The sequence below is a fragment of the Pseudomonas helleri genome (assembly GCF_009600315.1).
Taxonomy (GTDB): Bacteria; Pseudomonadota; Gammaproteobacteria; order Pseudomonadales; family Pseudomonadaceae; genus Aquipseudomonas; species Aquipseudomonas helleri_A.
The window spans coordinates 12,930-39,154 of sequence record NZ_WIWC01000027.1 but is presented as its reverse complement, the minus strand read 5'-3'; the positions used below and the strand labels follow the sequence as shown (position 1 = coordinate 39,154).

The window sequence follows — 26,225 nt, the reverse complement described above, 5'->3', positions numbered from 1 at the left end:
ACCTTCGCTCGAAAACATTTCGTACAGAGCCTAAGGGATCAGTTGCAAAGCTGAAAGCTTTCATCTGTATCCGATGCGCTTAAATTTCGGCGCCCCAGCGCTGTGACCAGTCGCTGTCTTGCTTGACCCTTTCGCGCAATAACACAATGGCCTGCTGCAAGGCGGGGCTGTCGCGTTCGCGTGAATACACCAGATAGGTCGGATAGGTGAATTCAGGGGCTTTGGGCACGCGCTCCAGAGCGCCACTGGCCAGGTAGCTTTCAACCACTCGGGTACGAAAGTAGCCGCTGCCGCCGTTATCCAGAATGTAGTGCAGCGCCACCGGCCCCAGATTAAAGCTGATGGCCGCACGGGCTTTGTCGGGCAGGGCGGCGTCGTGTTGCTGACGGAACTCGTCGCCCCAGTCCACATAGACGTAAGGCTCGGGCAGGTCAGGACGACGAATCTGGATCAGTTTTTCTTCAAGCAACTGCTCCACTTGTACACCCGGCCAATAGGCGGGCTGGTACACCAGCGCCGCGTCCAGCAGGCCCATTTCCACTTGGCGCAGTAACTGTTCGCAGTCGCGAATCTGCACGCGCAGGGCATGGGTTGGCAGGTGTTGGCGAATCGTTTTGGCCCAGTTCAGGATCAACGGGTTGCACAGGCTGACTTCGCCGCCAATGTGCAGCCTTTGGTGCAGGCCTTCGGGGCGCGGTAAATCGCGCCGGGCGGCTTCCCAGGTTTGCAGCAGTTGGTTGGCGTACACCACAAAGGCTTCGCCGTCGGGGGTCAGTTTGGCGCCGGCGCGGTTGCGCACGAACAGCGTCACGCCGAGCAGGTTTTCGAGCTTTTGCACCCGTGCAGTGACGGCTGTCTGGGTGACGTGAAGTTGCTCGGCCGCGCTGGCGAGGCTACCGCTACGAACGATTTCGAGGAAAGTACGGGCCAGGTCGAGGTCCATGATCGCGCCACTGTGCAAAAGAGCACTAGTTTGACTCACTAATCGAGTTAGCGGGAAGTGCCGGTCGTTCAGCCGTTATGCGAAGAAGGGCACTCATTCTTTCTGCCGATGTTGAACTCCTGCGTCAGTGAGTCGGTCAGCAGTCAATGCCCTCTCACAAAACAGGCGCTGACAACCATGCAGATATCTCTTGCTCAACAGGTCGCTCTGGTCACTGGCGCAAGCTCCGGACTGGGGGCGGCCAGTGCCCGCGCACTGGCCGCCGCGGGTGCTGCGGTGGTGCTCAATTACCATTCACAGGCCGCTCCTGCTCAAGCGTTGGCCGATGAGATTAATCAGTCCGGGGGCAGGGCGATCGCATTGGCAGGTGATGTCTCCAAAGAGGCGGATGTCGAGCAACTGTTTGCCCAGACCCTGGATGCTTTCGGTTACCTCGACATTCTGGTGGCCAACTCCGGTTTGCAAAAGGATGCGGCGGTGGTCGATATGACCCTGGAGCAATGGAATACGGTCATCGGGGTTAATCTCACTGGCCAGTTCCTCTGTGCACGTACTGCGTTGCGGATTTTCAATCGCCAAGGCATTCGCCCCGGCGTGTCCTGTGCGGCGGGCAAGATCATTCACATGAGCTCGGTGCACCAGTTGATTCCCTGGGCCGGGCACGTTAACTACGCGGCCTCCAAGGGCGGCGTCGAGATGCTGATGCGCAGCCTCGCGCAAGAAGTCAGCCATCAGAAAATTCGCATCAATGGCATCGCACCGGGAGCGATTCGTACCGCAATCAACCGCGACGTCACGCAGGGTGAGGCTGAGCAAGCGCTATTGAAGTTGATCCCTTATGGCCGAGTCGGCGAGGCTGACGATGTGGCTAACGCCGTGGTGTGGCTGGCCAGCGATGCTTCTGATTATGTGGTCGGCAGCACGCTGTTTATTGACGGTGGTATGAGTCTTTATCCGGAGTTTCGTGGCAATGGTTAAACGATCTGATGAGTCACAAAGTGCCATAGAAGCCCACGGTATCATTGGTGACATGCACACGGCTGCGTTGGTCAATGATCAGGGCAGCGTGGATTTTATGTGTTGGCCCGAGTTCGACAGTCCGTCAATTTTCTGCTCGCTGCTGGACTCACCCCAGGCCGGTATTTTCCAGTTGGCACCGCAGTTGCCGGATGCTCGCCGCGAACAGATGTACCTGCCTGACAGCAACGTTCTGCAAACCCGCTGGCTGGCGCAGGAGGCGGTGGTGGAAGTGACGGACCTGTTGCCCGTGAGCGACCATGAGCATGAGCTGCCTTTGTTGATGCGCCGGGTGCGCGTTATCAGCGGCACTGCAACCTTTGACCTGCGTTGTGCCGTGCGCCATGACTATTCGCGGGCTGACACTCACGCCAGTGTGGACGGTGCAGATGTGTGTTTTCAGGCACAGGGCCAGCCGACGCTGCGATTAGCCTCCACCCAGCCCTTGAACATCGAGGATCAAGCGGCTTGTAGCCGTTTTACTCTGAACGAAGGCGAAACCGCGGAATTTGTACTGGGCGCGGGCGACGATCCACGGGTGAAAGTCGGCGAGGGTGATTTGGCCTTGCAGCGCACCCTGCATTACTGGCGCCGCTGGATAGCGCAATCGAGTTATCGAGGTCGCTGGCGAGAAATGATCAACCGTTCGGCGCTGGCCCTCAAATTACTCACCGTTCGGGATACCGGCGCGATTATCGCTGCGGCCACCTTTGGTTTGCCGGAAACCCCCGGCGGCGAGCGCAATTGGGATTATCGCTACAGCTGGATTCGCGACGCGTCCTTTACCGTGTACGCCTTTATGCGTCTGGGGTTTACCGAGGAGGCCAACGGGTTTATGCGCTGGTTGCGCGGTCGGGTAGGGGAATGCTGCGCTGAGCCGCTCAAGCTTCACATCATGTATGGCATCGATGGTCGCACTGAATTGGCCGAAACCACTCTGGATCATTTGTCTGGCCACGGCGGGGCGACGCCTGTGCGCATCGGCAACGGTGCTGTTGACCAAGTGCAGTTGGATATTTACGGCGAGTTACTGGACGCGGTGTACCTGACCAATAAGTACGGCGAGGCCATCAGTCATGAAGGTTGGCAGCATGTGACCCAAATCGTAAATCACGTCTGCGACATCTGGCATCAGGCCGATGTCGGGATTTGGGAGATGCGCGGTGAGAAACATCATTTTCTGCATTCGCGGCTGATGTGTTGGGTGGCACTGGACCGGGCTATCCGCCTCGCGTCAAAACGTTCATTGCCTGCACCGTTCGCGCAATGGAACGACACCCGCCAAGCGATTCACAGTGATATATGGGCTCATTTCTTCAATGCCGAGCGCGGTCATTTTGTGCAGTACAAGGGCGGTACGGCGCTGGACGGCTCGATGTTGTTGATGCCCTTAGTGCGTTTCATCGGCGCCACAGACCCTGCGTGGCTGGCCACGCTGGCCGCCATTGAAAAAACCCTGGTGCGCGATGGCATGGTCTACCGCTACCGCAACGAGGACAGCGGTATGGATGGCCTGCAAGGCACTGAAGGGGCCTTTGCCGCCTGTTCATTCTGGTACGTGGAATGCCTGGCCCGCGCCGGACAGGTTGAAAAAGCCCATCAGGAGTTCGAACAGTTGCTGCGTTATGCCAACCCGCTGGGGTTATACGCCGAGGAGTTCGATTGTCACGCCCGACATTTGGGCAATACACCGCAGGCCTTGACGCATTTGGCCTTGATCAGCGCAGCGAGTTTTCTGGACCGCAAGCTGGATCACCAAAAGACGCAGTGGCAGCCCTGAAACGCAAAAGCCCCGGATCATTGAACCGGGGCTTTTGCGTCGAGGACCGATACGTTTAGAACGTGTACTTGGTGGTCAACATCAAGCTACGTGGCGCGCCGTAATACGTGGTGTTGAAGTTACCCAGGCCTGACAGGTATTTCTTGTCGAAGACGTTGTCGGCATTCAAGTTGAAGGTCAGGTGGTCGTTGTACTCGTACCGGGTCATCAGATTGACCAGTGCGTAGCTGTGCTGCTCGATGATGTCGTAGTCGCCCTTGGCGTCGTTGTAGATCTTGCCGTAGAACGGGCTTTGCCAGTTCACGCCGCCGCCCACGGTGACCTTGTTCAACGCGCCCGGCAGGCGGTAGGTGGTGAATAGCTTGGCGACGTTTTCCGGTTTGGTGGTTTCCAGCGGGTAGCCATACACCCGTTCGCCATCGTCGGATTTGGTCTGCGCATAGGTGTAGCCGGCGATCACGTTCCAGTCGCGCATCACTTCGCCGGTCAGTTCAAACTCGATGCCTTTGGTCGTCGCACCATCCAGAGACTCGTAGATGCCTTCATTGGTATTCGGGTTGGTACCGACCTGAATCGGCAGTTTTTTCTGTTCAGTGCGGAACGCCGCCACGCTGGCATTCAGGCGACCATCAAAGTATTCGGCCTTCAAGCCCATTTCATAGCTGTTGCCTTCTGTAGGCGCGAGCGTGGTGCCGGTAATGCTGCGGTCAGTGACCGGTTTGTAGATCGAGGTGTAGCTCGCATAGGCCGAGTAGGTGTCGTTGATGTCATACACCACACCCGCGTACGGGGTGACACGACCGTGCTGTTTGGAGGTGGTTTTGTTATCGCTGAACGTACTCGTTTGCTCGTAGTACTTGTAGGTGCTGTTGTACTGAAAATCGCTGACGCGGGTGCCCAGGATCAGCGACAAATCATCAGTGGGCCTGAAGCGCGCAGCGATGTAAGCACTGTTCTGGTTCTGGTTGGTTTCGTACTTGCCGTTTTTCGGGAAATTCGGCTCCGGATAATGACCGTTCCAGTCAAAGATGCTCCCCGGCACCATTTCGAACAAGCTACCGTCGAAGGTCGCGCCAGTTTGGCGGGAGTCTTGCGAGGTGTAGCCGACAACCAGCTCATGTTCGCGGCCGAACAGGGTAAACGGCCCGCTGGCGTTAATGTCGGCGGTGGTCTGGACGCGGTGACCTTCCCACTTGCCCCAGTAGAAGAACATGCCTTCACCAGTGACCGGGTCAGGCATGCCGCCACTGGCTGAGCCCAGTTGGGTGTCATGGTCGTTGGTTTGCTGGTTCAGCGTGCCTTTGATTTTCCAGTCATTGGCAAAGCGGTGCTCAAGGGAGGCAAACGTGGTTTGCGCCTGAACGTCGCGACGGCTCCAGTCGGTGGCCGGGTTGAACGAGCGGCTGAAGTCAGTTTTGCTGTAGTCCGAGAAGTAGTACGGGTTACCGGTCCAGGACGAGCCGCGAGGCTTGATGTTCTGGTAGTCCATGCCAAACGTCAGGGTCGTGTCCGGGGTCAGGTCGGCCTCGATGATGCCGTAGAACACGTCATTCTTTCTGGAGTAGTGGTCGATATACGAATCAGCATCCTGATACACCCCGACCAGTCGTCCACGCACGCTGCCATCTTCATTCAACGGCCCGGAAATATCGCCTTCGGTGCGGTAGTTGTCCCACGAACCGACACTGCCGGTAATCGATGCCTTGAATTCACGGGTCGGTTTTTTACGGATCATATTAACGGTCGCCGACGGCTCGCCGGACCCGGACAACAGACCGGTGGCGCCTTTGACGATATCAACCCGGTCATACAAGGCCATGTCGACCTTGGTGGCGCCCTCATCAAACACGCCGTCATACATCGAGTTGACGCCATCAAACTGGTAGTTGGTGATGGCATAGCCACGGGCCGAGTATTCCATGCGGTCACTGTCGTAAGCCTGGGTGGAAATACCCGGCGCATTACGCAGCACGTCGCCAATGCTTTGCGCGCCCTGATCGTCCATGTTCTGACGGGTGACCACTGTGACGGTCTGGGGGGTTTCGCGAATCGACAACGGCAGCTTGGTCGAGCTGTTGGTGGCCCCTGTTGTGTACGAACCAGTGTCTTCCGTGGTCAGAGAGGTGCCCAACCCTTGGCCGGAAATGGTCGTGGCGCCCAGCTCAAGGCCTTTGCCTTGAGGTGCGTTCAGTATCACCGTGTCGCCATTGAGCTGATACGAAATGCCGCTGCCTTGCAGCAAGGTTTCCAGTGCCTTGACCGGCTCCAGCGACCCCGAAACGCCACGCGACGTGATCCCCTGCACCTGATCCGGGCTATAGAGCACTTGCAGATTGGCTTGCTTGCCAAATTCATTCAACGCGCTGGCCAGTGACTGTGAAGGAATGTTCAAGGCAACCGGAGCCGCTTGGGCCATTGAAGACCCCAATAGAACCGAGGCAACCAACGCACTGGACAACAGGGTTCGGCGAACCGTCTGGCGTTGGGTGGCAATCGAAAGGGGGGTCCGGCTCAAGTGTGGTCGTTGCATTGCGTGCCTAGGCTCCAAGGGGGGGAATTATTTTTTTGTTAATGGGAATAGTTATTAGACGCAGCGCGATTAAGAAACCGGAATGAAGTTCCTGAATTTGTGGGAATTATTTTTTGCAGCCTCGGTTGTCGCTGCCACAGGCTGTGGCAGCGACGTGGATGTCAGGCCGTTTCCAGAGCGGTGGAAACTTTGCCGCTGTCCATGCGCACCAGTTGATCTGCCACGTCGAAATAGCGGTCGTCGTGGGAGATCACGATGATGGTCTTGCCCAGTCGCTTGAGATCCGGCAGCAGCTCGGTGTAGAAAATGCGCCGGAAAGTGGGGTCCTGGTCGGCCGCCCATTCGTCAAACACCAGTACGGGGCGCTCTTCAAGCCAGGCGTTGACCAGCGCCAGGCGCTTGCGCTGGCCAGTCGAGAGGTCGGTGGTACTGAACTGGCCGTCGGTGATGCTGACCTTATGCGAAATCTCCAGACGCTTGAGGTATTGCTCGGCGTCCTGGGGGATTTTCATGTCGCCCTGCACCACGTCGTCGAACAGGTAGTAGTCGGCAAAAATGGTGGTGAACAGCTGGCGATAGTCATCACGGTTACGGGCGTCAACAGCCTTGCCGTTGAGGCGTATCTCGCCCTGTTGCGGTGCATACAGGCCCAATAGCAATTTGATCAGGGTGGTTTTGCCGCAACCGTTCTCGCCGACGATAAACACAATGTCGCCCTGATTGATCTTCAGGTTCACCGGCCCCAGACGAAACGGAGCACTGCCCTCCACGGCGGCGAAGCTGTAATTGACGTCCACCAGCTCCAGGCTGTTTATGGTCTTGTCTGGCGTGTCCTGACCGTTGAGCAACAAATGCGGTTCGGGTGAGTTGAACTGTTCGGACAGATCGGCAATACGGCGGAATGCAATTTGTGCGCGGCTGATGATTGGCAGGGTGCTGATCAAATGCTCCAGCGGGCCTTTCATGTACAGCAGCACCAGCACGAAGCCGCTGATCACGCCGGGGTTATTGCTTGGCCACAGTGACTGCATGGCCAGCGCCAAGCCGATGACGACAAAAAACAGCATTGAACCCAGGCTTTTGGCGATCACAAAGGTGTTGATCGAGCGAACCTGAATGTCACAGATTTTTTGCGCGGTGTGGGCAATGCCCGAGGCAAACATCCGCTGGCGGCGCGGTCGATGAATGCGCAGTTCCTTGGCGCCTTCGGCGATGGCGTTGTAGTGCTTTTGCAATTCGTCTTCGGCTTCGCGGGCTTCAGAGAAACCGTTGAGGCCATAGCCTCGGGCGATGTACTGAATGATGGTGCCGATGACAATCGCCACCAGCATCATCAAGAACATCGGCCATGACAGCATGGCCAGATAACCCATGCAGCCGAGGGTTACGGTCAGTGAAATGGCCAGTGGCGCGAAGGCGAAGGCGAAGTCGCTGATGGTGTCGACGTCATGGGTCAGCACTGGAATCAAACGGTGACTGCGGTAGCGTTCGATTTGTGAGATGGGCGCCGAGAGGACTTTTTCGCCGAGTTCCTTACGCAGTCTGGCGATGATGTGCTGGCCGACATAGTTGCTGCCGATGTCTGAGCAAATGGTGCTGAGCAGGGCCAACACACACAGCCCGGCAAACACCGCGACCACCTGTTGGGTGAGGCCGCCTTCGGTATGCAGCGCGTTATTGATGGTTGCCAGCAGCACCGTCACGCTTAACCCGCCGATCATGCCCAGCAGGATCGACAGGCAGACGATAAGGCGGAACGGTTTGAGCAGGGTTAACAGCTCTCGAAGAACCCCGGGCGAGGTTCGGGGTGTTGCGCACTGGCTCATAAACAAGAGTTCCTTGGATCAAGGGGAAGACGGTCTCTTGTGAACGAGTGATTGGGGGAAGGATTTAACGGCTGACCCTCACCCCAGCCCTCTCCCAAAGGGAGAGGGGGCTTTTATGCGGTGAATGACAGGTTTGTGAACGACCCAAATCAGTCACTTTTCGGAGGAAGAGGGGGCGACTCAATTCAGTCCCCTCTCCCTTTGGGAGAGGGTTAGGGTGAGGGGCTTTTGATCCCTAAAGATCGCGCTGCACCCGAAACCCGATCCAGTCGCCGCGGGTCTGTGGGTAGATGTCATTGCGATTGCCCGAGCGCGAAAACACCGGCGCTTCACCCCAGTCATTGCCGCGAATCTGACGCAGCTCACAGGTGCTGCCCGTTACCCACGCACTGCCATCGGTTGGTGCGCCTACGTAGTCACTGTGTTTACAGTCCTGCACAAACTCATACACATTGCCGTGCATGTCATACACCCCAAAGGCATTGGGCGGGTAACTGCCAACCGGCGAGGTATAGCTGTAGCCATCAGCAGGTCCGTAGGTGTTGGCATGTTGGGCGATGCTGTAACCCTTGCCTTCATCCATCGGGAAGGGGAACGGCCCGCTTGAGCCTGCACGCGCGGCATACTCACGGGTGGCTTCGCTGACCATGCGGTACGGCTTGCCGGTTTTCTTAGAAATCCACGCCACATAGTCTTCAACGTCCTTGAAGTCCATGCACACCGCAGGCTGTCGAGGCCCTTGCGGGTAACGCGGTTTGCTGGCAATACAGGCGCGGCCAGGGCGATCGTCGCCATCGGCAATCTTGACCCCGGTTTCTTTGATGTAGGCGTCGAACTCAGCCGCTGTCACTTGAAAACGGCTTATGGCTATCGGCTTGTTAAAGGTCACTTTATGCATCGGCCCTTCATCGGGCTCGCGGCCGACTTCATCCTCTGGCGTTCCCATCATAAAACTGCCGGCGGGCAGTACGACCATTTCCGGACAATGTTTGCAGTCCTTGAAAACGGTGCCGGGTGCATCGGCATGGGCTGCAGGAGCGCCCAGCAAGGCGAACAGAGGCAAGTAATACAAGGGTTTCAACGTAGGCATGGTGAGTTCACTTAATCAGTAGACATGGGCTTGGCAGCTTTTTGCACGGTGTCCCAAACCCGAAGGAAGTTGCCGCCCCAGAGCTTGGCAATATCGCCCTCGGAGTAGCCGCGTTGCAGCAGCTCGGCAGTGACGTTGCGGGCTTCGCTGACATCCTTCCAGCCGTCCAGACCGCCGCCATCGTTGAAGTCGGAGCTGATGCCGACATGATCAATGCCGATTTTCTTCACAGCGTAATCAATGGCATCGCCGTAATCCTTGAGGGTGGCTTTGGGTTCTTCTTCGACAATGCCGTACAAGCCGCTGGCGTATTGGCCGAAACGCTGCTCGGGCCACACGGTGATAATCGCGTCGCCCGGCATCAGCGCCATTTCGAGGTTGTGCAGCGGCGGTAAATCGAACTGGCTGCGCAGGGCATTGAGTTTGTCCTGACTGCCTTGGCTCAAGGGCCGCAGGTAAGTGCCGAAGCCCACAATTTGCACCACGCCACCGCTGGCCTTGATCAACTGCATTTCCTTGTCGCTGAGGTTGCGCGGTATATCCACCAGTGCCCGGGGCGCCGAATGTGACGCCACCAGCGGCGCGCGGCTCAACTGGCTGACTTGCTCCAGCGCCTTGCTCGACATTTGTGAAACATCAATGATCACGCCCAGATCGTTAAGGCGCTGCACAGCCTGTTTACCGGTTTCTGACAGGCCATTCAGAGCATCGGGCGTGTCATTGAAAAACGGCAGCGGGCGTGAAGAGTCAGCCCAGTCGTTGTTGCCGACATAACTGAAGCCAAACATGCGCATCCCCCGTGCGGTCCATTTATCCAGTTGGTCGATATCGTTACCCAGCGGGTAGGCGTTGAGCATGCTGATAAACACCGCAAACTTGCCCTCACCATGCAAGCGGCGGAAGTCGTCCGGGGTGTAGGCAATGGCTACTTGATTGGGAAAGTCGCGCACCATCGTGGAGATGATCCTGTAACGGGCTTCCTGTTCGTTGCGCGCGGCTTCGACAAAACCCGCAGTAGGGCGGTGTGGGGCATTGGGGCCATTCCAGATTTCCGGCCAGCCAAAAATGGTCAGCGCAGCGCCGGATAGACGGCCTTTTGCCGCTTTGACCAGATCAAATTGCCCGGGCCCGTCCTTGTCGGCCTCATTGCCTGCGGTGCCGAACTCAAGCGGGATGGTGATGTGGCTATCAAATGACAGCAGCCGCTCTTGAAGCTCGTCAGCCTGTTTGACGATTTTCAACGGGTAACCGGGGTTGCCCTTGTAAAAAGTGTCCCAGACCAGAAAACCACCCCCAAGGGCAGCCACCAAAGCCAAAGGGACACCTATCATCAGGCCTTTTTTTGTACGGGGTTTAGTCATTGCCATCTCAGTCAGAATCCGCCGTCAAGGGGCCGGCGCACGGCCTTTGCTATCAGGAGAGAACGAGGGGCAAGGCGCAGGATTTAGACTGACCAGCGTAAGAGTCAAAGCTAACTGTTCTATTTATGGAACGCTGAGTTTCAAAAAGAACGTCTACTCACTTCGGTGGTGCGAATCTATATTGTTACCATGAATTACAGGAGGTGCTAGATGAAAAAAATCCTAGGTGTTTATGCGGCTCCACGTGGCCATTGGGTCGGTGATGGTTTCCCGGTTCGCACCATGTTTTCCTACGACAGCATGGGCAAATATGTCAGCCCGTTTCTGTTGCTGGATTACGCGGGGCCAGCTGAATTCACGCCGACTTCAGAGCGTCGTGGCGTAGGTCAGCATCCGCATCGCGGGTTTGAAACAGTGACCATTGTTTATAAAGGCGAAGTGGAGCACCGCGACTCCACCGGCAATGGCGGTGTGATTGGCCCGGGCGATGTGCAATGGATGACCGCAGCGTCCGGGATCCTGCACGAAGAGTTTCACTCTGAGGCCTTTGCCCGCAGCGGCGGAACCCTTGAAATGGTGCAACTGTGGGTCAACCTGCCCGCCAAGGACAAAATGGCCGAGCCGGGCTACCAAGGCATTCTGGATCGCGAAATTCCTGATCTGGAACTCAAGGACGGTGCCGGTCGGTTACGTTTGATTGCCGGTGAGTTCGACGGCCAGCGTGGCCCTGCGCGCACCTTTACGCCGATCGATGTCTGGGATGTGCGCTTGAACGCAGGCAAGTCGGCCACCTTTGATGTTCATCAAGGTCGTAACACCGCAGTGGTGGTGTTACACGGCGCAGTTGAGGTCAATGGTCAGGAAGTCGTGCGTGAAGGGCAATTGGCCCTGTTTGACCGCGAGGGTTCGAGCATTCGTCTTGAAGCCAATAACGACGCTGTGTTGCTGATCTTGAGTGGTGAACCTATCGACGAGCCGATTGTAGGTCACGGCCCGTTTGTGATGAACACCGAGGCTGAGATTCAACAGGCCTTTATCGACTTCCAGTCCGGTAAGTTTGGGCGGATGCCCGGCTAACGCCGGGCTGGCGTTCAGACCCGCTCGAAAATCACCGCTATGCCCTGACCGCCGCCAATGCACATGGTGGCCAGCGCGTAGCGGCCTTTTATCCGGTGCAGCTCGTGGAGCGCTTTGGTGGCGATGATCGCGCCCGTAGCGCCGACCGGGTGACCCAGCGCAATGCCCGAGCCATTCGGGTTGAGCCTGGCCGGGTCAAGTTCCAGCTCTTCCATCACTGCACACGCCTGCGCCGCAAAGGCAATGTTGGCTTCAATTACGTCCATATCGCCAATCCGCAAACCCGCACGCTTGAGTGCCAGCCGCGTGGCCGGTATGGGGCCCAAGCCCATCAATTCAGGTTCGACCCCGGCGTGGGCATAGGCCACCAGCCGCGCCATGGGGGTGAGGTTTGCTGTCCGTACGGCATCGCCACTGGCCAGCACCAGAGCCGCCGCGCCGTCATTAAGGCCTGAAGCATTGCCCGCCGTCACGGTGCCGTCCTTTTTGAACGCAGGCTTCATCTGCGCCAGTTGTTCCAGCGTGGTCGCACGCGGATGTTCATCGACATTGAACAGGCTGGTGCCTTTTCGACCGGGAACCTCAACCGCTGCGATTTGTGCAGCGAAATAGCCTTGGGCGATAGCGTGGGCGGCACGTTGCTGATCGGTAAAGGCCAAGGCGTCTTGCGCTTCACGACTAATGTGATTGCGTTGCGCCACATTTTCGGCCGTGATGCCCATGTGAATGCCGTGGAACGGGTCATGAAGAATCCCGAGCATATAATCCTGCACCTGAGCATCCCCCATGCGCGCGCCCCAGCGGGCTGACGGCAGCAGGTAAGGGCCACGGCTCATCGATTCGGCGCCACCGCCAATGGCGAAATCGGCATCACCCAGTTGCAGGGTGTGAGCGGCAGAAATGATCGCCTGCAAGCCGGAACCGCACAGGCGGTTGACGTTATACGCCGGTGTTTCCTTGGGGATCCCCGCGTTGATCGCGGCGACCCGCGCCAAGTAGGCGTCTTTGGGTTCAGTGGCAATCACGTTGCCCATGACCACGTGCCCTATGCGCTCAGCCTCCACGTGACTGTCGATGAGCGCGGCCTTGACCGCGGTGGTGGCCAAATCGCACAGCGGCATATCCTTGAGCGCGCCGCCAAACGTGCCAATGGCCGTTCGCCGGGCGCTGAGGATGAAAATTTCAGGGGCTTGCATGGCAGGTCCTTATTCTTGTTGTGGGTTGACGTGAAGCGGATTATTTCATGCTGCCCGGTCAAAACGATTAGTCCGTTTGAGGGCGTTGTAGCCCTTGCAACAGTTAACCTTGCAGCAGCGCTCGAAACTGAGCTAATGGCACCGGTCGGCTGTGCAGATAACCTTGGTAAAAGTGACAGCCCAGACTTTGCAAAAACTCCAGCTGGGCCTTCTGCTCCACACCTTCAGCGACCACTGTGATTTTCAAACTGTGTGCCATCGCCACAATGGCGCGGATAATTTCGGTATCGCTCGGGTCATTGATGGCGTCCTGTATGAACGACTTATCAATCTTTAACGTGTCCACCGGCAGACGTTTCAGGTGGGTCAGAGAGGAATAGCCCGTACCAAAGTCATCCATGGCGAAGCTTACGCCCAAGGCCATCAGCTGGCGCATTTTGCCGATGGTGTCCTCCAGATTTTGAATGACGATACCTTCGGTTATCTCAAGTTTGAGAATCGAGAATGGCAGCGTGTGAGTGATCAGGCTGGAATGCACCCGGTCGACAAAGTCGTGTTGGCGAAACTGCAGAGGGCTGATGTTGACGCACAGTCTGAAGCTGTTCGGGTCAATCAAGTCATCATCAAGTAACAGACGTAATGAACGGCAGGCTTCTTCGAGCGTCCAGGTGCCGACGTCAACCATCAGTCCGCTGTCTTCAAGGATGCTGATGAATTCAACCGGAGCTTGAGCACCCCGTTGCGGGTGATGCCAGCGCAGCAGCGCTTCGGCCCCGACGATGCGGTTTTCGCGAGCGTCGACTTGTGGTTGAAAGTGCAGGCTGAACTCGTTGCGGGCTAATGCGGTGCGCAAATCGCTTTCCATGCGCATCCGCTCAGTGGCGGCGGTTTGCATCGCAAAGTCGAAAAGCTGGACGGTATTGCGGCCGCAGTCCTTGGCCCGATACAAGGCAATGTCGGCCCGCTTGAGCAGATCGGCAGGCTGTGTCCCATGCTCAGGCAAGATAACGATGCCAATGCTGGGTGTGACTTGCAGGCGTTGGCCGTCCAGAAACATGGGTTCGGCGAGCAACTGGCGCAATTCATCTGCTGTATTGCGCACGGCGTGTGTCACCTCCTGGAGCGTCCCCTTGAGGCCGGTCAGCACCACCACAAATTCGTCTCCGCCCAGTCGGGCCACAGTGTCTTCGCTGCGCACGCTGGTTTCAAGGCGGGCGGTGATGATGCGCAACACCGAATCGCCCACGGGATGGCCCAATGAGTCATTGATGTGCTTGAAATGGTCCAGATCAAGAAACAGCAAAGCCCCGCGCAGGTGATGACGGTTGAGCAGCGAGGTTTGCTGGCTCAGACGGTCCATCAGCAGGGCACGATTGGGCAAATTGGTCAGAGGATCATGGTAGGCCAGGTGCCTGACTTGCGCCTGCGCAATCTTTAGCTGGCTGATGTCTCGGGCCGTCAGCAATATGCACGGCGTGTCGTTGAGGGTGATCGGCTCGATGGACACTTCAACGTGGAGCACATCACCATTTTTTGAGCGCCCCAGGATTTCCCTGTGGGAGATTCGGCCCTTATCGTGGAGTTCGTCCAATAAAGCCTGGCGCTTTGCACCGTCTCCCCAAATGCCCAATTCATAAGGGCTGTGACCAATGGCTTCAGCGCTGCTGTAACCCGTCAGCCGAGTAAAACCTTCATTGACTTCCAGATAGTGGCCACTGACTAGCTCGCTGATCGTGATGGCGTCGGGGCTGGAATGGAACGCCTTGGCGAATTTGTCTTCAGAAACAGTCAAGCGCTGACGTTGAAACGTGACTTCACGAATGACGCCCAGCATGAGAGGCCTGGTGTTTAACGTGTCAATGAGGCTCCCGCGCACCTCCAGCCAGTGCAGACTGCCGTCTGGCCAGCGGATCCGGTGGTGGATGAACTTGTGCCGCGCAGTACCATCGATCACCCCCTGGAATGCGCGCTGTGCCTTGGGCCAGTCCTCAAATGCGAGGCGGCTTAAATTCTTGAGATTGTCAGGTAATGCCTGCGTGGCATCCAGACCAAACAACGCGTGGACGCCTTTTGACCAACTGATCTCGCCGCTGTCGAGATCCCAGCTCCAGGTGCCAGATTGTGCGGCGTTCAGAGCTGCGAGCAAGTGGCTTGCATTGCTCCAGCATAGCGCCTTTGTGTCTAACGGTTGCTCATCGTCCGTGGGGTTTGCCATGTACTGCGATCCTTGAACTCGAAACCTGGTGGCGGATTCAGGACAGCTCGTTGCAAGGGGATGAGACCTGACTATCGAGTAATGTCATGAAAGCGTGTGCGGCATTCGACAGCGTTCTTTCAGTATGTACGATGTAGCCCAATTGTCGGGTCAATTGAATACCCGGCAAACTGATCGAGGCTACTTGCTCATCCAGCATGGTACGTGGCAGCACGCTCCAGGCCAGACCAATGGACACCATCATCTTGATAGTTTCCAGATAGTTGGTACTCATGGCGATGTTCGGTGTCAGCCCCTGTGCTTCAAACAGGCGCTGCACAATATGGTGGGTAAAGGTATTACCCCCCGGAAACACCGCTGGATGATGTGCAATGTCAGCCATATTGACCACAGGTTGACGGGTAAGAGAGTGCTCGGGGGCGACCACAAAGTCCAGCGGATCATCCCACACCGATACGGCGCGAATCAGCGAGTGAGGTTCAGGTGCCAGAGTGATTACGGCCAACTCCGCGCGACCGTGAAGAATTTCTTCGTAGGCCACTTCTGAATCGAGAAACTGAATATCCAGCGCAACTTTGGGATACAGACGCGTGAACTCACGCAGCAATGGCGGCAGGCGGTGCAGGCCAATGTGATGACTGGTGGCCAAAGTCAGTCGGCCACTGACCTCACCATTGAGGTTGTTCAAGGCCCTGCGGGTGTCATCCAGCACATTGAGAATCTGATAAGCGCGCGGCAGCAACGCCCGTCCTGCTTCGGTCAAGCTGACTTCACGGCCCAGGCGGTCGAACAACCGGAGTTTGAGTTGCTGCTCAATGCTGGCAATACGTTTGCTGATAGCGGGTTGAGTCAGAAACAGCCGCTCGGCTGCCCCGGAAAAGCTTCCGGTTTCAGCAATGGCAATAAAAGCATTGAGATTCGCGAGATCCATCTATTCGAATTCCTGTTGGTTATCCAAAGCATAAAAATTATGAATTTGAGTTATTCACTGTAACGCCATAGGATCGACCTCACAAGCCAAGTGGTTATTGGCACAGAAAAGTAGCTGATGAGGAAACCGTCTGATGGCCGGCAAAACGCTCTACGACAAGCTCTGGGATTCGCATTTGGTCAAGCAGCGTGACGATGGCTCAGCGCTGATCTACATCGACCGTCACATCATCCATGAAGTGACTTCGCCGCAAGCCTTTGAAGGCCTGCGTCTGGCAGGGCGCAAGCCTTGGCGCATCGATGCCAACATTGCCACCCCGGACCATAACGTACCGACCACGCCAGAGCGTAAAGGCGGGATCGAAGCCATTGCCGACCAGGTTTCGCGTTTACAGGTTCAGACCCTGGACGATAACTGTGACGAATATGGCATCACTGAATTCAAGATGAATGACGTGCGTCAAGGCATCGTTCATGTGATCGGCCCGGAGCAGGGCGCGACATTGCCCGGCATGACGGTGGTCTGTGGTGACTCACATACTTCGACCCATGGTGCGTTCGGTGCCTTGGCCCACGGTATTGGGACGTCCGAAGTCGAGCACGTGCTGGCCACTCAGTGCCTGGTCGCCAAAAAAATGAAAAACATGCTTGTCTCGGTAGAAGGCCAACTGCCGTTTGGTGTCACCGCCAAAGACATCGTGCTGGCTGTGATTGGCAAAATTGGCACCGCCGGTGGCAATGGGCATGCGATTGAGTTCGCTGGCAGCGCGATTCGCGACCTGTCGGTTGAAGGCCGCATGACTATCTGCAACATGTCCATTGAAGCCGGTGCCCGCGTGGGCTTGGTGGCGGCGGATCAGAAGACGGTGGATTACGTCAAAGGGCGTCCTTTCTCGCCCAAAGGCGCTGAGTGGGACTTGGCAGTCGAGGCGTGGAAAGACCTTGTGTCGGACGCTGATGCGGCGTTTGACACAGTCGTCGAGCTGGATGCAACACAGATCAAACCCCAAGTCAGCTGGGGCACGTCGCCTGAAATGGTGTTGGCCGTTGATCAAAACGTGCCTGACCCGGCGCAGGAAACCGACCTTGTTAAACGTGGCTCCATCGAACGCGCTTTGAAATACATGGGCCTGAACGCCAATCAAGCGATCACCGATATTCAGCTCGATCGCGTGTTTATCGGCTCATGCACCAACTCGCGGATTGAAGACTTGCGTGCAGCTGCGGTAATTGCCAAGGGCCGTAAAGTCGCCTCCACCATCAAACAGGCAATTGTGGTGCCCGGTTCCGGGCTGGTGAAGGCTCAAGCGGAATCGGAAGGTCTGGACAAAATTTTCATTGAGGCTGGATTTGAATGGCGTGAGCCGGGCTGCTCGATGTGTCTGGCGATGAACCCGGATCGCCTGGAGTCGGGCGAGCATTGCGCTTCGACCTCCAACCGCAACTTCGAAGGCCGTCAGGGTGCCGGTGGTCGTACCCACTTGGTGAGCCCGGCTATGGCCGCCGCCGCCGCTGTAAACGGCCGTTTCATCGACGTCCGTGAATTGATCTAAGGAGCGCAACATGAAAGCTTTTACCCAGCACACCGGGCTTGTCGCACCTTTGGATCGTGCCAACGTCGACACCGATCAGATCATTCCCAAACAGTTTTTGAAATCGATCAAACGCACCGGCTTCGGCCCCAATCTGTTTGACGAGTGGCGTTATCTGGATGTCGGGCAACCGTACCAGGACAACTCCAAGCGCCCGTTGAACAAAGACTTTGTGCTCAATGCCGAGCGTTATCAGGGTGCCAGTGTGTTGTTGGCCCGTGAAAACTTCGGTTGCGGCTCCAGCCGTGAGCACGCGCCCTGGGCGCTTGAAGAATACGGCTTTCGCAGCATCATCGCGCCAAGCTACGCCGACATCTTCTTCAACAACAGTTTCAAAAACGGCTTGTTGCCGATCATTTTGAGCGACGCCGAAGTGGATGAGTTGTTTGCTCAGGTTGAAGCGGAACCCGGTTATCAGCTCAAAATCGACCTTCAAGCGCAAACGGTAACCCGTCCTGACGGCAAGGTGCTGAATTTTGAAATTGATGCCTTCCGCAAGCATTGCCTGCTCAACGGCCTCGACGATATTGGGTTGACCCTGCAGGACGCTGATTCGATTGCTGCATTTGAAAGCAAGCACCGGGCGAGCCAGCCCTGGTTGTTTCGTGACGCGTGATTGGACGGGATCTGCGTAGTCGCTGCCGCAGGCTGCGACTGCTACAGGTTTGGCGCTACTACTTAAAGGATTATCAACATGACCAGCACTGCCCAGCACACCCAGGTTGTCCAAAAACAATTCGGTGAACAGGCTTCGGCGTATCTAAGCAGTGCCGTGCATGCACAAGGTGCTGAGTTCGGTCTGTTAAAAGCCGAGCTGGAGGGCAAGTCTTCGGCGCGTGTGCTGGATTTGGGCTGCGGCGCAGGTCATGTCAGTTTTCATGTGGCAGCACTGGTAAAAGAGGTGGTGGCTTACGACCTCTCTCAACAGATGCTCGATGTGGTCAGCTCGGCCGCCGTTGATCGCGGGCTGAACAACATCAGTACCGTTTGCGGCGCCGCTGAACGCTTGCCGTTTGCCGACGGCGAGTTTGATTACGTGTTCAGCCGTTACTCGGCTCACCACTGGAGCGATTTGGGCCTGGCACTGCGAGAAGTGCGTCGGGTGCTCAAACCGGGCGGCGTGGCGGCCTTTATTGACGTGATGTCGCCGGGCAGCCCGTTGTTCGACACCTATCTGCAAAGTGTCGAAGTGCTGCGCGACACCAGCCATGTGCGCGACTACTCGGCGGGTGAGTGGATGCACCAGATCAATGAGGCCGGTTTGCAAGTACGCAGCACACAGCGTCAGCGTTTGCGTTTAGAGTTCGCTTCCTGGATCGAACGCATGCGCACGCCGCTGGTCATGAGCGCGGCTATTCGCCAGTTGCAGCAGTCAATGGGCACTGAGGTGCGCGCGTATTTTGAAATCGAATCCGATGGTTCGTTCAGTACCGATGTGCTGGTGCTGTGGGCCGAGAAGTAACCCTGACTATTAAAAAGATGCGCCTGCGGGGGCATCCCCAGACAATAAAAGAGGAACCCATGAGCAAGCAGATTCTGATTCTCCCTGGCGATGGCATTGGTCCGGAAATCATGGCCGAAGCCGTCAAGGTGCTGGCGGTAGCCAACGACAAGTTCAATCTGAACTTCGAGATGACCCATGACGTCATTGGCGGTGCAGCTATCGACAAGCACGGAGTACCGCTTGCTGATGAAACGCTGGAGCGTGCTCGCGCCGCAGATGCGGTGCTGCTGGGGGCAGTGGGTGGCCCCAAGTGGGACACCATCGAGCGTGATATTCGCCCTGAGCGTGGTCTGCTGAAAATTCGTGCCCAATTGGGCCTGTTCGGCAATCTGCGTCCGGCGATCCTTTATCCGCAACTGGCGGACGCATCGAGCCTTAAGCCGGAAATCGTTTCGGGCCTGGATATTCTGATTGTTCGCGAGTTGACCGGCGGCATCTACTTCGGCGCGCCACGTGGCACCCGTGAGCTGGAAAACGGCGAGCGTCAGGCCTATGACACGCTGCCCTACAGCGAAAGCGAGATTCGCCGCATTGCCCGCGTCGGCTTTGACATGGCCCGCGTGCGTGGTAAAAAGTTGTGCTCGGTCGACAAAGCCAACGTACTGGCGTCCAGCCAACTGTGGCGTGAAGTGGTCGAGCAAGTGGCCAAGGATTACCCGGACGTTGAACTGAGCCACATGTATGTGGACAACGCAGCCATGCAGCTGGTGCGAGCGCCCAAGCAGTTTGACGTGATTGTCACCGACAACCTGTTCGGCGACATCCTGTCTGATGAAGCTTCCATGCTGACCGGTTCCATTGGCATGCTGCCGTCGGCATCGCTGGATGCCCACAACAAAGGCATGTATGAGCCGTGCCACGGTTCAGCGCCGGACATTGCAGGGCAGGGCATTGCTAACCCGCTGGCAACCATTTTGTCGGTCTCGATGATGCTGCGTTACAGCTTCAATCAGCAGGCTGCCGCTGACGCCATCGAGAAGGCGGTAAGCCTGGTTCTGGACCAGGGACTGCGTACCGGCGACATCTGGTCGACGGGTTGCACCAAGGTCGGAACACAGGAAATGGGCAATGCGGTAGTCGCGGCGCTACAGAATCTGTAATCTCTCGGGCCCGTTACTTCCTGTTGGTGGAAGTAACGACCCCACTTTTTGTTAAAGGTGTCGTTGCGATGAAGCGTGTAGGTCTGGTCGGTTGGCGCGGTATGGTTGGTTCCGTGCTCATGCAGCGGATGCTGGAAGAGCAGGATTTCGATCTTATTGAGCCGGTGTTTTTCACCACTTCCAATGTCGGTGGACAAGGTCCGTCTGTGGGCAAGGAGATTGCTCCGCTCAAGGACGCTTACAACATTGAAGAGTTGAAAACCCTCGATGTGATCCTGACCTGCCAGGGCGGCGACTACACCAATGAGGTGTTCCCCAAACTGCGTGAGGCAGGCTGGCAAGGTTACTGGATCGATGCTGCATCGAGCCTGCGCATGCAGGATGACGCGGTCATCATTCTGGACCCGGTCAACCGCAAGGTTATTGACCACCAACTGGATGCGGGCACCAAGAACTATATCGGTGGTAACTGCACAGTCAGCCTGATGTTGATGGGCCTTGGCGGTCTGTTCGAAGCCGGTCTGGTCGAGTGGATGAGTGCCATGACGTATCAGGCGGCCTCGGGCGCCGGCGCGCAGAACATGCGCGAACTGATCAAGCAAATGGGCGCGACCCACGCGGCGGTTGCCGATCAACTGGCTGACCCGGCCAGCGCAATTCTGGATATTGACCGTCGTGTGGCTGACGCCATGCGCAGCGAAGCTTATCCGACTGAAAATTTCGGTGTGCCGCTGGCAGGCAGCTTGATCCCGTGGATTGACAAAGAGCTGCCCAACGGCCAGAGCCGCGAAGAGTGGAAAGCGCAGGCAGAGACCAACAAAATTCTGGGCCGGTTCAAAAACCCGGTTCCGGTGGACGGTATCTGCGTGCGTATCGGTGCGATGCGCTGCCACAGCCAAGCGCTGACCATCAAACTGAACAAAGATGTGCCAATTGCGGACATCGAAGGCCTGATCAGCCAGCACAACCCTTGGGTCAAGCTGGTGCCAAATCATCGTGACATCAGCATGCAAGAGCTGAGTCCAACCAAGGTGACAGGCACCCTGAACGTGCCGGTTGGCCGTCTGCGCAAGCTGAACATGGGTTCGCAGTTCCTCGGTGCCTTCACCGTGGGCGACCAGTTGTTGTGGGGCGCGGCTGAGCCGTTGCGTCGCATGCTGCGGATTCTGCTGGAGCGTTGATTCGCTGATGCATTACAAAAACCGTGTTCTCTGCAAAGAGGCACGGTTTTTTTGTGCGCGCGATAACTGATATATCCATCTAGCACCTCACTTTGCAGCGTACGGGCATAAATGCGTGATCGGCTACACGACCGATCCCATTTAACGAGGACTTTTTATGCCTGCACCTACTACATCTTCTCCACTCGCTTTATCGATCAATGCTGTCAGGGCACAGTTTGTAAGTCGTCCAACCTTGGAAAGTGTCACCCGGCAACTACTTGCGGCGGCATTATCCCAAAAATACCCCACCCTAAAGATTGACTTGGCGCGCACCCGGCTGGCCGTGCCCCGGGCGGGTGGTGGCTGGGAGTTGCAGCCATTCGTGGCACGGGTTATGGATTATCTGGCCAACGGCAATGTATTGAATTTAGAGAGGGTCAATGGTCAGTCCTACTATCTATGCGATAACGCGCCCGATTGGCTGGAACCTGATCTACTTGATATGAAGGTCATTGACACCCTGCTGAAGGAATTGACCTGGACAGTACCCGTCGGCTTTCAAAATGCGCTGGTCGAATATTGGTCCGGCCAGGCAGACTCGGGTGTCAGTCGCTGGCGCTGGTTCAGTGATGTGCTCAAAGAGCTTTTGAGCATTGCTCTGATCCGCCAGGAAGATCTGACTGACTTGGCTCGCGAAGCCGTCAACCAGGTGATTCTGTGCCCTGAGCGAGAAGCACGAATAAGTCAATACGGTGAAAATTGCACGCAGGTTTATTGTCTGGAATCCACACTCATCGGTGCGCAACTCAGAAGTACTCGGTTGACAGCATCCATCGTGCTGGTGCGTAGCAACCTGATTCTAATGTGTCGGCCTAATGGCACTCTAAAGTCTTTCCCCACCGTGGACGCAGTCATCGAATATGGCGGACAGCGCATGGGCGCAGCCTATTTGGCTGATGAAATCCGTATCAAGCGTTACGAGCTAGAGGGCAATGTTTTTGACATTCAAGCAGCGATCATATTGGGTAGGCAGCTGGATGGCCTGGGAGCACTGAAATTACCAGCCCGAGTTGGGGTTCAGACGCTGCAAACAGTGTGTCAGGACCTTAGTGATCCTGCACGTTACATACTAGGTGCGGCCGCGACAGAGGGCCTTGCCGTTGGCACTCTTAAAGCACATTTACCTGATTGGTTGAGGCGGGCATCTGCTGCAGAGCAGTCCCTGTACCGCCAATACAGTCTGGCTTTGGCCCGCGCCAAGAAAATCAGCCAAGGCCGTACTTTCCTCAGTGGTATTGCAGATATTCGCTCATTTGCTGTCGATGTTTTGACGCAGCAAATGCAGCTTGACCAAAAGTATCTGGAACCTGATTTATCCCGACATGTCTCTGTCGAAGTGTTTAACCCTGATCATATAGAGTTGACTTTTTTTTCCGCTGCCGGCTTCCCCAATGCCATCCCCGTCACTGAAGAGGTGACTATGAACCTCACCGAGCTTGCGTTGAAAAACCTGGTGGGGCGGCCACAGGGGCTGTTGAGTCTGAAACATTCACACGGGTTGGAATTGCCTGTTTGGCTGACGCCTAACTACATCATCAGCAGAAATGGCCTGATTGAACGGGTTGACGTCGGCAAGGTTTATCCCGAGAGACTGCAAAGTTTGCTGTTGGGGGCTACAAGTGATGCGCGCAAGCGTGAACAATTGTTCGCAGAACAAATCAGTGCATATTTACCGTTGCAGGCGCTGGAGCTTAGTCTCAAGAACGAAAACGGCCTCAGCCCACTCGGTGCTCGCTACGTTGCAGCTTTGATGCAGAGCAATAATGCCGACCGCCAGGTCGATGGTGCGCCGGTGGTTATTCGGCACCTGGCAGTGGCTCGCAAGGCTGACGCAGCCCCGGATGTGGTCAACAATATGTTCATCATTGAACAAGTTGATATGAGTGTCGGCCCGCACTTGCTATACCGGCCTTTCTACGCTCAATCGCTGCATGAGTTTCCTACTCGCGCCGCACTGCTGGAGGCTATTGCCCAGCCGGGAGAGCTGCAAACCAGTGTGCTGATCTGGTTGAGCGATGTCGCCCGTCCGATATACGACAATGGCGGCTTTCAAGAACCCCATTACGTGCGTTTTGGACTGGGCAGCGATTACGCCCCTATTGAAGTACCGCAACCTGCAACGCTGTCCGTCGATGGTGCCAGCGACGAGTTATTACAATATTTGCATAACGGCAAGTTATTGCAGTTTCTCTACAGCAGCAATGCAAGTGCGCTGGTGAGACAGGCCGACATAGACTCTGTTTCCAATACCGAGAGTCGCTGGGGTGTATTACTTGAGCAAACCAACCTGATATTCAACCTCGTGTTGCTGCCTTTTCTGAGCGTTCCCACCATGCTCACTGTGGGGTTATCAGTCATGTTGCTGGCTGCCATCAAGGACATTCCGGCACTCAATAGTGAAGATCCGATCACTCGCGAGCTCGGATTAGTCGATCTACTGCTTAATCTGACAATAGTTTTGTTCCCGCCTCCTGCGCCGGTTCCAGCGCGTCCGTCGCTGGCCGATGGCGTCAGGGAGCAGGTTGTGAAACCTCGTGCACCTGAGCGCAGTGCTGACCGTTGGCCAGAGCTTGCGTCGCCGCAAGTGAGTGCAGGAGTCGTAGCATTGGCAGGTGAATTACCCGATATACAGAGCACGCCTCTGGATTTCAGTTTTGCAAGTGCCCAAAATCGGCTGACCCCCGGTCAAATAAAGATGCTGTCCCATTTCGAGGTAAAGAAGCCTGCCCAAATGCCGCAGCCTGTCTTGCACAATCCGACTGCTGACATGCCTCGTAAGGGGCTTTATGTGATTAACGATAAATGGCATGCCTTAATTGAGGACAAGCTGTATGAGGTCAGTGTGGGAGCCGAAGGCGTTATCATTGTTGACCCCGCTGACAGCACTCATTTAGGTCCCTATTTGAAGTCAAGTGGCAACGGTCGATGGTCTCTGGATCTGCGTCTGCGTTTATCTGGCGGCATGCCGAAGGCTCGATTACAGGCTTTGCGCGAGCAAAAAGATGCGCGAAGAGGTGAGTTTTTAGACCAGTGGACTGAGCTAAACGCGCGCACGCCGAGGATGAACGCAGCATTCAAGGTCGCGATATCCGTGATGCAGCGCGCTGAAGAAGATCCGCGTTTCACGGAAGAACAACGCAGTGTTTATCGCCGCAAAGCCGAGAGTGCAACCCAGGAGATGATTGACTCGTATCTTCTTTTGCTGACGAATCTCGATGAGTTTAAAAGCCTGTTCCCGGATGTAAAGAAATACGATATTGATGGCCGTATATTGGCGCTGGCAACTGAGTGCAATCACCTTATGGTTATTTACGATTACGACTTGAAGGGGGTGCCTTTTAGAATATTTGAGACGGCCGCCAGCACTAGCAATCTACGGTTCGATCAAGTCATGAAAGCCTATATCGACATTTATGAAAAGATGATTGCTACGCTTGAACTCAGAACTCGCTATCTGGAGCGTCTGGATGAGGCGGGTATGCAACGATATGAAAGTTCTCTCAAAGACGTCAGCCTCAGGAAAACCAATGTCGATTTTTATGATGTCCCCATTAAGAACGCTTATTTGAATTGGCTGATAAAACCCAGCGTTAAAGATTGGCACAGTAATACCGCGTTGGTTGAAACTCTGGAGACTCTCGTCACACCAGTGAGAAAACTTATCAGTACTCATGCGGAGCTCAATACGTTTGATTTCAGCAGCGGTGAAAGCCTGGAAGTATTGAGTAGTCTTGTTGAATCTTATGCTCAATCGTTGGATGCCTTGCGAGGCTTGGGCATCATCAGTGCGGATGAATTGGATAGCGCCTTATTCAACAAAATCATCACGATGCTGGATGGCCTTTACCAAGACGTCACAAAAAAAATGGCGGCCGAGATTAAACCGGATGCAAAGGGGGCTCAATTGCCGCGCAAGCCCCAGCGTGCAGCTGCATCAGATGTACCCAAACGAATTATTAAAACCCGCCATAGCGGACGGTTGATCGGTAAGTTAATACCGGCGGGAGGTGAGTGGCCTGTTGAGGTCGTTGAAGTCAGGTCTGAAGAAAACGATCAGCTACTCGGTACGTATTCAGAACACGGTGAGGTATGGGAGGAAATTAAAGCAGTGACGCCTAAGGCACCTTCAGACACTCGGCCACTCGATTTTCTTAAAGGTGAGGCGCGCAAACGCTACGCCGACCTGGATAATCATCTGCGCAGGGCCGAGGAATATAAAAAAATATCCAGATACCCGCAGGAGGTTGAAGAGGTTCTTCAACACGAGGCCGATGGCCTCAATCACTTGGCTGGCGAACTGAGCAAAGCTATCGATGCTCAGCCTCTGGATGCAGTTGTGCAATCGGATTTGGTCTTGGTCGAGAACCTGCGCAGTGGAGCCAAGCGTTTGACGGATAAAGGTAAAGAGCTACGCATTCAGTTGAGCCTTGAATTGCCCCCGACTCACGGCAACCTTCAGTATCTGCTTGAGCAGGATCGTGTGCAGATAGCGGGCTTAGGCAAGCGCATAAAACTGGCTGGCGAGCGTCAGGACTTCATTCAGGAATACGCGATCAATGACAAGAATGGTATCCCGCTCTGGTATGCCCATATTCATTATGCGGCCGAGGATACGCCAAAGGAAAACTACGGTGTGGCCCATTTGAAGCTCAAATCCCAACGCAGAGAAAGCTATTACTCCCAGCTCAAAAAATCGAATAGTCCTCAGGCCACAGTCAACGTTTATCACGGGGTGATGGGCAAAGATCTTGTATCGCGCTGGTTTTTGCCCCTTGATAATCATTGATGCATGGCCGCATTTGACTTCAAAGCAATGGTAAGGCTGTAGGCTTAACCCCATC

The 26,225-nt window shown here is 56.0% G+C and carries 17 protein-coding genes; 9 read left to right on the top strand and 8 right to left on the bottom strand.

The window, feature by feature from the left end:
* Nucleotides 1-79: 79 nt before the first annotated feature.
* Complete coding sequence (locus GHN86_RS15865; RefSeq protein ID WP_153380403.1) at nt 80-943, bottom strand: LysR family transcriptional regulator; 864 nt, start codon at nt 941-943, stop codon at nt 80-82.
* 177 nt (nt 944-1,120) lie between these two features.
* Between GHN86_RS15865 and GHN86_RS15860 the strand changes: the two genes are divergently transcribed.
* Nucleotides 1,121-1,921 (top strand): glucose 1-dehydrogenase, encoded by an 801-nt coding sequence (locus tag GHN86_RS15860; RefSeq protein ID WP_153386908.1) that lies wholly within the window; start codon nt 1,121-1,123, stop codon nt 1,919-1,921.
* Nucleotides 1,914-3,740: a glycoside hydrolase family 15 protein gene (locus GHN86_RS15855; protein WP_153386906.1), complete on the top strand. Its 1,827-nt coding sequence runs from the start codon at nt 1,914-1,916 to the stop codon at nt 3,738-3,740. The genes GHN86_RS15860 and GHN86_RS15855 overlap by 8 nt, the downstream gene beginning before the upstream one ends.
* Nucleotides 3,741-3,795: 55 nt before the next feature.
* On the opposite strand, the gene GHN86_RS15850 is transcribed toward GHN86_RS15855, so the two are convergent.
* From GHN86_RS15850 to pvdM, 4 genes are all read right to left on the bottom strand, one after another.
* Nucleotides 3,796-6,270, bottom strand: a complete 2,475-nt coding sequence (locus tag GHN86_RS15850) for a TonB-dependent siderophore receptor (protein ID WP_153386904.1) — start codon at nt 6,268-6,270, stop codon at nt 3,796-3,798.
* Between the two features lie 161 nt (nt 6,271-6,431).
* Nucleotides 6,432-8,096, bottom strand: a complete 1,665-nt coding sequence (locus tag GHN86_RS15845; RefSeq protein ID WP_153380396.1) for a cyclic peptide export ABC transporter — start codon at nt 8,094-8,096, stop codon at nt 6,432-6,434.
* Nucleotides 8,097-8,331: 235 nt separating this feature from the next.
* Nucleotides 8,332-9,186 carry a formylglycine-generating enzyme family protein gene (locus GHN86_RS15840; protein ID WP_153380394.1) on the bottom strand — a complete coding sequence of 285 codons (855 nt, stop codon included), beginning with the start codon at nt 9,184-9,186 and terminating at the stop codon, nt 8,332-8,334.
* A gap of 11 nt (nt 9,187-9,197) precedes the next feature.
* Nucleotides 9,198-10,547 carry a pyoverdine-tailoring dipeptidase-like protein PvdM gene (gene pvdM, locus GHN86_RS15835; protein WP_153380393.1) on the bottom strand — a complete coding sequence of 450 codons (1,350 nt, stop codon included), beginning with the start codon at nt 10,545-10,547 and terminating at the stop codon, nt 9,198-9,200.
* A gap of 210 nt (nt 10,548-10,757) precedes the next feature.
* Between pvdM and GHN86_RS15830 the strand changes: the two genes are divergently transcribed.
* The gene (locus GHN86_RS15830) at nt 10,758-11,624 is read left to right on the top strand and encodes a pirin family protein (RefSeq protein WP_153380391.1); all 867 of its coding nucleotides are present in this window, start codon (nt 10,758-10,760) and stop codon (nt 11,622-11,624) included.
* A 14-nt stretch (nt 11,625-11,638) separates the two neighbouring features.
* Here GHN86_RS15830 and GHN86_RS15825 read toward each other — a convergent pair whose 3' ends face one another.
* From GHN86_RS15825 to GHN86_RS15815, 3 genes are all read right to left on the bottom strand, one after another.
* Nucleotides 11,639-12,820 carry an acetyl-CoA C-acyltransferase family protein gene (locus GHN86_RS15825; protein WP_153380389.1) on the bottom strand — a complete coding sequence of 394 codons (1,182 nt, stop codon included), beginning with the start codon at nt 12,818-12,820 and terminating at the stop codon, nt 11,639-11,641.
* 103 nt (nt 12,821-12,923) lie between these two features.
* On the bottom strand, nt 12,924-15,035 hold the full coding sequence (locus tag GHN86_RS15820) for a putative bifunctional diguanylate cyclase/phosphodiesterase (RefSeq protein ID WP_153380386.1): 2,112 nt from the start codon (nt 15,033-15,035) through the stop codon (nt 12,924-12,926).
* A gap of 37 nt (nt 15,036-15,072) precedes the next feature.
* Nucleotides 15,073-15,966, bottom strand: coding sequence for a LysR family transcriptional regulator (locus tag GHN86_RS15815; protein WP_153380384.1), 894 nt, complete (start codon nt 15,964-15,966; stop codon nt 15,073-15,075).
* Between the two features lie 133 nt (nt 15,967-16,099).
* On the opposite strand from GHN86_RS15815, the gene leuC reads away from it, so the two are divergent.
* The 6 genes from leuC (at nt 16,100) to GHN86_RS15785 (ending at nt 26,170) form a co-directional block, all read left to right on the top strand.
* Nucleotides 16,100-17,518, top strand: a complete 1,419-nt coding sequence (gene leuC / locus GHN86_RS15810) for a 3-isopropylmalate dehydratase large subunit (RefSeq protein ID WP_153380382.1) — start codon at nt 16,100-16,102, stop codon at nt 17,516-17,518.
* Nucleotides 17,519-17,528: 10 nt separating this feature from the next.
* Nucleotides 17,529-18,173: a 3-isopropylmalate dehydratase small subunit gene (leuD, locus tag GHN86_RS15805; RefSeq protein WP_153380380.1), complete on the top strand. Its 645-nt coding sequence runs from the start codon at nt 17,529-17,531 to the stop codon at nt 18,171-18,173.
* Between the two features lie 78 nt (nt 18,174-18,251).
* The gene (locus GHN86_RS15800; RefSeq protein WP_153380378.1) at nt 18,252-19,019 is read left to right on the top strand and encodes a class I SAM-dependent methyltransferase; all 768 of its coding nucleotides are present in this window, start codon (nt 18,252-18,254) and stop codon (nt 19,017-19,019) included.
* Between the two features lie 59 nt (nt 19,020-19,078).
* Nucleotides 19,079-20,161 carry a 3-isopropylmalate dehydrogenase gene (gene leuB / locus GHN86_RS15795; protein WP_153380376.1) on the top strand — a complete coding sequence of 361 codons (1,083 nt, stop codon included), beginning with the start codon at nt 19,079-19,081 and terminating at the stop codon, nt 20,159-20,161.
* A gap of 68 nt (nt 20,162-20,229) precedes the next feature.
* Nucleotides 20,230-21,342: an aspartate-semialdehyde dehydrogenase gene (gene asd / locus GHN86_RS15790; RefSeq protein ID WP_153380373.1), complete on the top strand. Its 1,113-nt coding sequence runs from the start codon at nt 20,230-20,232 to the stop codon at nt 21,340-21,342.
* Nucleotides 21,343-21,499: 157 nt separating this feature from the next.
* On the top strand, nt 21,500-26,170 hold the full coding sequence (locus tag GHN86_RS15785; RefSeq protein WP_153386902.1) for a dermonecrotic toxin domain-containing protein: 4,671 nt from the start codon (nt 21,500-21,502) through the stop codon (nt 26,168-26,170).
* Nucleotides 26,171-26,225: the final 55 nt, after the last annotated feature.